The 8,385-nt window shown below is 72.6% G+C and carries 9 protein-coding genes and 1 pseudogene; 8 read left to right on the top strand and 2 right to left on the bottom strand.

Annotated features, from left to right (window positions below):
• Positions 1 to 28: 28 nt before the first annotated feature.
• Positions 29 to 757 (top strand): class I SAM-dependent methyltransferase, encoded by a 729-nt coding sequence (locus ACFXA3_RS15425; RefSeq protein WP_385187010.1) that lies wholly within the window; start codon positions 29 to 31, stop codon positions 755 to 757.
• 80 nt (positions 758 to 837) lie between these two features.
• A pseudogene (locus ACFXA3_RS15420) lies at positions 838 to 1,011 on the top strand (Uma2 family endonuclease); the annotation flags it as partial.
• On the opposite strand, the gene ACFXA3_RS15415 reads toward ACFXA3_RS15420, so the two are convergent.
• Entirely contained in the window at positions 1,001 to 2,623 is a 1,623-nt protein-coding gene (locus ACFXA3_RS15415; RefSeq protein WP_385187008.1) for a FadD3 family acyl-CoA ligase, read from the bottom strand. The pseudogene ACFXA3_RS15420 and the gene ACFXA3_RS15415 sit on opposite strands and share 11 nt — an antisense overlap.
• An 86-nt stretch (positions 2,624 to 2,709) precedes the next feature.
• Here ACFXA3_RS15415 and ACFXA3_RS15410 point away from each other — a divergent pair, with 86 nt between their 5' ends.
• From ACFXA3_RS15410 to ACFXA3_RS15400, 3 genes are read left to right on the top strand one after another with little or no spacing between them, the layout of a single operon-like run.
• Complete coding sequence (locus tag ACFXA3_RS15410; RefSeq protein WP_385187006.1) at positions 2,710 to 3,861, top strand: lipid-transfer protein; 1,152 nt, start codon at positions 2,710 to 2,712, stop codon at positions 3,859 to 3,861.
• Positions 3,862 to 3,871: 10 nt separating this feature from the next.
• Positions 3,872 to 4,336, top strand: a complete 465-nt coding sequence (locus ACFXA3_RS15405; protein ID WP_385187005.1) for a Zn-ribbon domain-containing OB-fold protein — start codon at positions 3,872 to 3,874, stop codon at positions 4,334 to 4,336.
• Positions 4,333 to 5,112 carry an enoyl-CoA hydratase/isomerase family protein gene (locus tag ACFXA3_RS15400; RefSeq protein ID WP_385187003.1) on the top strand — a complete coding sequence of 260 codons (780 nt, stop codon included), beginning with the start codon at positions 4,333 to 4,335 and terminating at the stop codon, positions 5,110 to 5,112. The genes ACFXA3_RS15405 and ACFXA3_RS15400 overlap by 4 nt, the downstream gene beginning before the upstream one ends.
• 90 nt (positions 5,113 to 5,202) lie before the next feature.
• Here ACFXA3_RS15400 and ACFXA3_RS15395 read toward each other — a convergent pair whose 3' ends face one another.
• Entirely contained in the window at positions 5,203 to 5,679 is a 477-nt protein-coding gene (locus ACFXA3_RS15395; protein WP_385187001.1) for a hypothetical protein, read from the bottom strand.
• Between the two features lie 247 nt (positions 5,680 to 5,926).
• Here ACFXA3_RS15395 and ACFXA3_RS15390 point away from each other — a divergent pair, with 247 nt between their 5' ends.
• From ACFXA3_RS15390 to ACFXA3_RS15380, 3 genes are read left to right on the top strand one after another with little or no spacing between them, the layout of a single operon-like run.
• Complete coding sequence (locus ACFXA3_RS15390; protein ID WP_385186999.1) at positions 5,927 to 7,243, top strand: hypothetical protein; 1,317 nt, start codon at positions 5,927 to 5,929, stop codon at positions 7,241 to 7,243.
• A gap of 32 nt (positions 7,244 to 7,275) precedes the next feature.
• Complete coding sequence (locus ACFXA3_RS15385; RefSeq protein ID WP_385186997.1) at positions 7,276 to 7,773, top strand: hypothetical protein; 498 nt, start codon at positions 7,276 to 7,278, stop codon at positions 7,771 to 7,773.
• Between the two features lie 2 nt (positions 7,774 to 7,775).
• Positions 7,776 to 8,288: a hypothetical protein gene (locus ACFXA3_RS15380; RefSeq protein WP_385186996.1), complete on the top strand. Its 513-nt coding sequence runs from the start codon at positions 7,776 to 7,778 to the stop codon at positions 8,286 to 8,288.
• Positions 8,289 to 8,385: the final 97 nt, after the last annotated feature.

Raw genomic sequence — 8,385 nt, 5'->3', positions numbered from 1 at the left:
GGGTGCGGGCGCACCCTAGGCTGGGTCCGTGTTCACCTCACAGGGACCGACCGTCCGCGAGCTCGCCGTCCAGGCCCTCTCGTCCGTCGAACGCGGGTACGACCTGCTCTCGCCCAAGTTCGACCGGACCCCGTTCCGCACCCCCGACCGGATGCTCGACGCGGTCGAGGAGACGCTCGCCCGGTACGAGGGCTCCTTCGGCGCCGGGCTCGACGTGTGCTGTGGGACCGGCGCGGGGCTCGGGATGCTGCGGCGGCTGTGCCGGGACCGGGTCACGGGCGTGGACCTGAGCGCGGGCATGCTGGCCGGGGCCGCGCGGGCGCATCCCGACGAGCGCGTCGACCTCGTACGGGCCGACGCCCGGGCGCTGCCGTCCGCGCTGGCGGGCTCGTACGACCTGGCCGTCAGCTTCGGGGCCTTCGGGCACTTCCTGCCCGCCGAGCGGCCCGCCCTGTTCTCCGGGGTGCACGCGGCCCTGCGGCCGGGCGGCGTGTTCGCGTTCCCGATCGGGGCGCCGATCCCGCCGGCCTCGCCCGTGTGGTGGGCGGTGGCGGGCTTCGACGCGGCGATGCGGGTGCGGAACGCGCTGTGGCGGCCGCCGTTCGTGATGTACTACCGGACCTTCCCGCTGGGCGGGGTCCGCGCCGACCTGCGCGCGGCCGGGTTCACGGTGGAGACGGTCCCCCTGGACCACTTCGGCCGCCGCGACGACGGAACCCCGCGCTGGCGCCTGGTCCTGGCCCGCAGGCCCGGCTAGCCTCGCGCTCGCCACGAGCGCCGGTACGGAAGCACGGGTTGAGTAGGCTCGCCCCGCACCCTCTGGAGGACACCATGGCAGCCGGGATCCCCCACTTCTGGCGGGTCGAGGACGAGGGGGGCGAGCCCGTCGTCCACGTCTACGAGCTGGACACGGTCACCCGGACGTACGTTCCGACCGGGATCCATCGTGACCGGCTCAAGGTGGCGGTGCCGTTCCCCGTGGACCTCGACCTGGGCACGCTCACCCCCTGACCAGGCGGGCGCGGAGTTCGCGCTTCAGGACCTTGCCGCTCGCGTTGCGTGGGAGTTCGGGGACGAATTCGACCGTGCGCGGGACCTTGTAGTTGGCCATCTCGCGGCGGGACCAGGCGATCAGGTCGTCGGCGGTGAGGGTGGAGCCGGGGCGGCGCACCGCGTAGGCCTTGCCGACCTCGCCGAGCCGCGGGTCGGGAACGCCGACGACGGCGACGTCCGCGATGTCCGGGTGCAGGCCGAGGAGTTGTTCGATCTCGGCGGGGTAGGCGTTGAACCCGCCGACGATGAACATGTCCTTGATCCGGTCGGTGATGCGCAGGTTGCCCCCGGCATCGAGGACCCCGACGTCGCCGGTGCGCAGCCAGCCGTCGGGGGTGACGGCCGCGGCGGTTTCGGCCGGGTCCTCGAAGTAGCCCTGCATGACGTGGTGGCCGTGGACCCACACCTCGCCCGCGGTGCCGGCGGGCGAGGCGTGCCCGTGCCGGTCGACGATCTTGACGCGGGTGCCGGGTATGGCCCGCCCGGAGGTCGAGGCGATGACCTCGGCCGCGTCGCCGCGGCGGCACATGGTGACGATGCCGCTGGCTTCGGAGAGCCCGTACGCGGTGAGGACGGTGGAGATGTGCAGTTCGCCGCGGAGCCGTTCGACGAGCCGGAGCGGGACGACGGCGGCGCCGGTGACGACCAGGCGCAGGGCGGTCAGGTCGTGGTGGTCGCGCTGGGGGTGGTCGAGGAGGGACTGGTGGAGGGTGGGCGGGCCGGGGAGTACGGAGATCCGCTCGGCGGCGATGTTGGCGAGGACGGTGTCGACGTTGAAGACGGGCTGGGGGACCATCGTGGCGCCGCGCATCAGGCAGGCGATGATGCCGGCCTTGTAGCCGAAGGTGTGGAAGAAGGGGTTCACGATCAGGTAGCGGTCGCCCTCGCGCAGGCCGGCGAGTTCGCTCCAGACGTCGTAGCAGCGCAGGGACTGGGCGTGGGTGATGACGGCGCCCTTGGGGCTGCCGGTGGTGCCCGAGGTGAAGATGATGTCGGAGGGGGCGTCGGGGCGGATCGACTCGGCGCGCTCGCGTACGGCGTCGGCGCCGACGGCGTCGCCTCCGGCCAGGAACTCCTTCCAGGTGCGGAAGGACTCGGGGGCGTCGTCGGCGAGGACGACGACCTGTTCGAGGTGCGGCAGTCCGGGCAGTGGGCCGGTGCCGTCCCCCTCGGCGGCGGCGCGGCGCAGGGAGGCGACGTACGAGGTGCCGAGGAAGGTGCCGGTGACGAAGAGGAGCCTGGCCCGGCTGCGCCGCAGGACGTACGCGGCTTCTGAGCCCTTGAAACGGGTGTTGAGGGGGACGAGGACGGCGCCCGCCGAGACGGCGCCGAGGGCGGAGACGATCCATTCCAGGGTGTTGGGGGCCCAGACGGCGACCCGGTCCCCCGGTTCGATCCCGGCGGCGAGGGCGGCGGCCGCGGCGCGCTCGACGCGCTCGCCGAGCTGCGCGTAGGTGATGCGGACGCGTCCGTCGACGACGGCCTCGCGGTCGGCGTGGCGGTCGGCCGCCGCGCGCACCAGTCCCGCGATGCTGCCCCAGCGCAGATCCCCCCGCGCGTCTTCGCTCATCGCACTCCCCTCCCAGTAGCTGACTATCCGTCAGATTAGCTGTAGCCTTCGCGGCTGTCAGTACTGGTGCAGCCCCGGAGGTGGCGATGGCGGCAACACTCAAGGACGCTACGGCGATAGTCGGGATCGGCCAGACCGCCTTTGCCAAACGGCTCCCCGAGTCCGAGAAGGAACTCGCCTGTCGCGCCATCCTGGCCGCGCTCGCGGACGCCGGGATCGCGCCCTCCGAGGTCGACGCGTTCTCCTCGTACACGATGGAGGAGACCGACGAGGTCGAGGTCGCCAAGGCCATCGGCGCCGGCGACGTCACCTTCTTCTCCAAGATCGGCTACGGCGGCGGCGGTTCCTGCGCCACCGTCGGCCACCTGGCGGCCGCCGTCGCCACCGGGCAGGCGAGCGTCGGCGTCGCCTGGCGCTCGCGCAAACGCGGCTCCGGCCCGCGCCCCTGGAAGAACACCGCCGTCCAGCTGCCCACCCCCGGCCAGTGGACGCGCCCCTTCGGACTGCTGCGCCCCGCCGACGAGATCGGCATGCTGGCCCGCCGCTACATGCACGAGTACGGCGCCACCCGCGACCACCTCTTCAACGTCGCCATGGCCTGCCGCAACCGGGCCAACGAGAACCCGGCCGCGATGATGTACGAGCGCCCGCTGACCCGCGAGATGTACATGACCTCCCGCATGATCAGCGACCCGCTCTGCCTCTTCGACAACTGCCTGGAGACCGACGGGGCGCTCGCCTGCGTGATCGTCTCCGCCGAGCGCGCCCGGGACTGCCGCCAAAAGCCCGTGTACGTGCACTCCGTCGCACAGGGCCTGCCCGCACAGCACCACGGCATGGTCAACTACTGGAACGACGACCCGCTGTCCGGGCCCGCCTGGACCGCCGCCCGGCACCTGTGGAAGCACGCCGACTTCGGGCCGCAGGACGTGGACGTGGCCCAGATCTACGACGCCTTCACCCCGCTCATCCCGCTGTCCCTGGAGGGCTACGGCTTCTGCGGGCGCGGCGAGGGCGCCGCGTTCACCGAGGGCGGCGCCCTGGAGATGGGCGGGCGACTTCCGGTCAACACGGGCGGCGGCGGCCTGTCCGAGGCGTACGTGCACGGCTTCAACCTGATCAACGAGGGCGTCAAGCAGCTCCGGGGGATCTCCACCGCCCAGGTGCCGGACGCCGCGACCTGCCTGGTGACGGCGGGCGAGGGTGTCCCCACGTCCGCGATCCTGCTGCGAGCCTGAGGAGCCGAACATGACCGCCGACACCACTGGCGCGGCCCGCGCCGAAGAGCTGCTCCTGCCGGTCCCCGACGAGGACGGCGCGCCCTTCTGGGAGTACGCCGCCCGGGGCGAGCTCCGCGTCCAGGCCTGCACCGCGTGCGGCCGGCTGCGCTTCCCGCCCAGACCGTGCTGCCCGCACTGCCAGTCCTTCGACTCCGAGTGGCGGGCGATGTCCGGCCGCGGCCGCATCTGGTCGTACGTGCGGCCGCACCCGCCGCTGCTTCCCGCGTACGCCGCGCAGGCCCCGTACAACGTGATCCTCGTGGAGCTCGCCGACGCCCCGCACATCCGCCTCGCCGGGAACCTGGTCGCCTCCCCCGACGCCCCGCTGAACTCGGTGGACCCGGCCCGGCTGCGCATCGGCGCCCGGGTCCAGGTGGTGTTCACGCGGACCGGCGCGATCACCGTGCCGCGCTGGGTACCGGAGAAGTCGTGACGCTGCGGGTGGAGCGGGACGGGAAGAGCGGGGTCGCGGTCGTCACCCTGGACCGGGAGCGCAAGCACAACGCGATCGATCTGGCGACCGCCGCGGAACTGGCGGACACCTGGCGGGAGTTCCGCCGCGACGAGGACGTCCGCGCGGTGGTGCTGACGGGGGCCGGCCCGGCCGCCTTCTGCACGGGCGTCGACCGGGGCGTCACCGTCCCGCAGCCCGCCTCCCCGTACTCGGTCGACGACCCGCTGCTGTCCGTCGGGCCGAAGGCGAACGACCTGTGGAAGCCGGTGGTCGCCGCCGTCAACGGCATGGCGTGCGGCGGCGCCTTCTACCTGCTCGGCGAGTCGGAGTTCATCGTCTCCTCGCGCACCGCCACGTACTTCGACCCGCACACGGCGTACGGGATGGTCAGCGCGTACGAGGCCGTGTACATGGCGCAGCGGATGCCGTTCGGGGAGGCCGCCCGGATGTCCCTGATGGGAACGGCGGAACGGCTCTCCGCGCAGCGGGCGTACGAGATCGGCCTGGTCTCGGAACTGGCGGCGCCCGAGGAGCTGCTGCCGGCGGCGGTGCGGGCGGCGCGGACGCTGGCCGGGTATCCGACGGAGGCCGTGCAGGGCACCGTACGGGCCCTGTGGTCGGCGAAGCAGGCCGCGCTGGCGCAGGCGCTGGCACAGGCCCCGGCGCTGATCTCGCTGGGCAACCTGCCGCCGGAGCGGCAGGCGGACCTGTTCGCGGGGCGCCGGGCGGCGGCGCCGCAGCCGCGGGTCCGCTAGGGCTGACGGTCCGCCGGGGGCGCGGGTCCGCCGCGGCCCCGGGTGCAGCGGGGCGCGGGTGCGCCGGGGGTGCCGGGTGGCGCGGGTGCGTCAGTTGATCGTGCCGAGGACGCAGCCGGTGACCTCGGCCGCCTTGTCCTTCTGGACCATCGCGGCGGTGACCGTCTGGGTTTCGCGCGCCTTCAGCGAGACCCGGACGGAGGTCCGCTCGACGACGCCGGACGCGCCCTGGAAGACGACGGGGACGTCGACGAGGCGTGCGGTGTCCACGTCCGAGGTCACCTTGAGGACGGCCTTCGGGCTGCCGGGGCCGGCACAGGTGACGACCTGGGCGTGTGCGGGCGGGCCGGCGCTCTTGCTGGGCGAGGGGGTCGACTTCCCGCTGCCGCCGTTGCTCCCGCCGCTGCTGCCGTTGTCACCGTCGTGGGTGCTCCGTTTCTTGGAGCCGGTGCATCCTCCGCCGCTGCCGCTGCTCTTGCTGCCGTGCCCGTGCGACGAGAACCCGGTGAGCGCGAACACGACGGCGACCAGCACCGCGGTGAACCTGATGCGACGTCCAGCCACCATGGCCCGATTCCCTCCCCTGGACAACGGCGGGCCACGCTATCACCGCCCGCGCGCCCGGGGCGGGGCTCCGCGGCCGGTCTCGTGCAGGAAACGTGAGGGCTCCCCCGGGGCTTGGCCCGTTCACAGTTGCCGTGCATATGATCAAACCTGGCCAACGGGGGAGGCGTGTCGTGTCCGGTTCCTTGTGGCGCAGTAGAAGCTGATCATGCTGTAACAGGGGGATGCGGTGCTGACCTACTCGGAAGTCATGACCACGGACCTGGGCCTGCTGACGACGGCCGCCGGCAAGTGGGAATCGATGGCGGGTGAGATCAAGAAGGTCGAGACCCGCTACGGCGAGACCGTCCAGAAGATCACCATGGGCGACACCTGGTCCGGTGTCAGCGCCGGGGCCGCCCACACCCGCTTCCAGGCGACCCGGTACGAATACGCGGCCGCGCAGACCCAGGCGAAGGCGATCGCGAGCCTGCTGCGGGAAGCGCACACGCAGTTCGCCGACCTGAAGAAGAAGCTGGAGAGCGCCCGCGACGACGCGATAGCCGCCGGCATGACGGTCTCCGAGGGCGGGAACGTCGCCTTCGACTGGAGCAAGCTCACGCCCTCCGAGCGCAGCGCGTACCACCACGACCCCGACGGCCAGAAGACGGTCAGCGACGCCGTCTCCAAGTGGCAGAAGCACATCGACGACCGCGTGAAGGCGGTCGACGAACTCGACCAGAACGTGAAGCTCGCGCTGAGCGCCGAAGTCGTCGACAGCAACAAGGACGCCCTCGGCAAGGGCGCGGACGAGACCCTCAACGGCTTCAACGCGGGCGCCGAGGGCAGCCTGGACAAGGCCGTGAAGGACGCCAAGGCGGCCAAGGTCGACGAAGCGGACGTCAAGACGAAGGAAGACTCCGTCAAGGTGACCGGGCCGGATGCCGGCGTCACCGTCACCGGCGTCAAGAACGGCAAGGAAGGCCAGGTCAAGGCCTATGCCGACCTCTTCCACGCGACCGCGAAGGGGGAGACGAACGTGGGCGGCGTCAAGCTCGCCGGCGTGGACGACTTCGTCATCGGGGCCCGCGGCTCCGCGAGCTACGGTTTCACCGACAAGGGCCTCAGCGGCAAGGCGGAGGTGTCCGCGGGTGTCCGTACGCTGACGAGCGTCAACGCCGAGTACGGCTACGTCGGCGCCAACGGGCGCGTCGAGGGCTTCGCCGGCGGCGAGGCCCAGGCCACCGTGGGCGTCGGCAAGGACGGCCTGAACGCCGGTGCGAAGGCGTTCGCCGGCGCCAAGGCCAGCGCCGCCGGCGGCGGGGAGCTCGCCGGGATCGGCGCCGGCGGCACCGCGGAGGCCTGGGCCGGCGCAGGAGCCGAGGCCAAGGCGACCTTCGGCAAGGGCGACGACGGCAAGTGGCACATCGGCGGCAAGGTGGGCGTCGCCCTCGGCGTCGGCGGCTCCGTGGGCGCCGAGTTCACGGTGGACCCCGACAAGGTGGGCGACGCCTTCGGTGATGCGGCCGACGCGGTCGGCGACTTCGCGGGCGGGGTCAAGGACACCGTCGGCGGATGGTTCGACTGATGTACGTTTCCGAGGAAGGAGGGCCGGAGAAAATGCCCACGACACTGCCCGTACCCATCGAATTCAGCCTGCCGGACGACTGGCAGGCCGCCCCTCCGGACGAGGTCGGCGCGCCGGACGCGGCGTTCATCGCGCTGCACCCGCACCCGGACTCCGGGTTCACCGCCAACATCACCATCGACGGCGACTTCATGCCGGACGGGACGACGCTGGAGGAGCTCGCCGACGCCTCGGCGGTGCGGGTCCGCGCGATCGCGGAGACCGCGGAGATCGTCGGCCGCCGTGCGATCGGCTCCCCCGAAGCGCCGGGCCTGACGCAGCGGCTGACCCTGTCGGCCGTCGTCGCCGGGGTCCACCGCGACCTCGTCCAGACGCAGGTCTACATGACGCTCCAGGACGCCGGGGACCCGCACCGGCGCGCGATGATCCGGACGGTGCTGACCGCCACCGCCGCACAGCACGACAGCGTCCTCGGAGACTTCCAGGACTTCCTGCGCACGGTGCGCCCCGACACGAAGGCGGCGGACTGACGATGGGCCTCTTCAACAAGCTCACCGGCACCCGGCGCCCCGACTCCGGTGTCGCGCCGCGGAGCGCCGCGGAGGTCCGGGAGGCACTGCTCGCGGTCAACGCACCGGACAAAGCGTACGTCGTGCGCAACGCCCGGCCCGCGGAGAACGCCGACCTGGTGGCCGAGTGGCGGATCCTCGACCCTTCCTGGCACACCTTCTTCTTCGCGTCCCAGCTGGACCGCACCCTCAAGATCAGGATGCGGCTGGTCGGCGACAAGCTCGAGGTGCGGGCCCTCGACGAGCAGCTGGAGGTCAGCTGGGTCGGGGGGACGCCGAGGCTGGCCACGGGAGCCGAGTACAGCCGCGGCCAGGTGACCACGGTCTCGAAGCGGTGGACGATCGAGAAGGGGCCCGACGGCAAGCGGAGCCTGACCGAGGACTTCGCCTTCGACACGGGCCAGCTGAAGGACCCCCTGCGGGAGGCGGTCCTCGCCGCGGACTGGACCTGGCGCGGGGTGCTCCTCAAGCTGTGACCACGTGGCGGGGGGGGGGGGGGGGGCGCGCGCGCGGGGGGGGCGGGGGGGCGGCCGCGCGGCGCGGCGCGGGGGGGGCGGAGGGGGGAGCCGCCGC

Origin of the sequence: Streptomyces sp. NPDC059456 (assembly GCF_042750055.1) — a bacterium.
In the GTDB taxonomy this organism is placed as follows: domain Bacteria; phylum Actinomycetota; class Actinomycetes; order Streptomycetales; family Streptomycetaceae; genus Streptomyces.
The sequence above is the reverse complement of the archived record's forward strand: the minus strand, read 5'-3'. Positions and strand labels throughout refer to the sequence as shown.

Excerpts from the sequence above, each read along its gene's own strand:
- ACFXA3_RS15390 (WP_385186999.1), top strand. The coding sequence starts at position 5,927 with ATGACCACGGACCTGGGCCTGCTGACGACGGCCGCCGGCAAGTGGGAA.
- ACFXA3_RS15415 (WP_385187008.1), bottom strand. The coding sequence starts at position 2,623 with ATGAGCGAAGACGCGCGGGGGGATCTGCGCTGGGGCAGCATCGCGGGA.
- ACFXA3_RS15385 (WP_385186997.1), top strand. The coding sequence starts at position 7,276 with ATGCCCACGACACTGCCCGTACCCATCGAATTCAGCCTGCCGGACGAC.
- ACFXA3_RS15410 (WP_385187006.1), top strand. The coding sequence starts at position 2,710 with ATGGCGGCAACACTCAAGGACGCTACGGCGATAGTCGGGATCGGCCAG.
- ACFXA3_RS15405 (WP_385187005.1), top strand. The coding sequence starts at position 3,872 with ATGACCGCCGACACCACTGGCGCGGCCCGCGCCGAAGAGCTGCTCCTG.
- ACFXA3_RS15380 (WP_385186996.1), top strand. The coding sequence starts at position 7,776 with ATGGGCCTCTTCAACAAGCTCACCGGCACCCGGCGCCCCGACTCCGGT.
- ACFXA3_RS15395 (WP_385187001.1), bottom strand. The coding sequence starts at position 5,679 with ATGGTGGCTGGACGTCGCATCAGGTTCACCGCGGTGCTGGTCGCCGTC.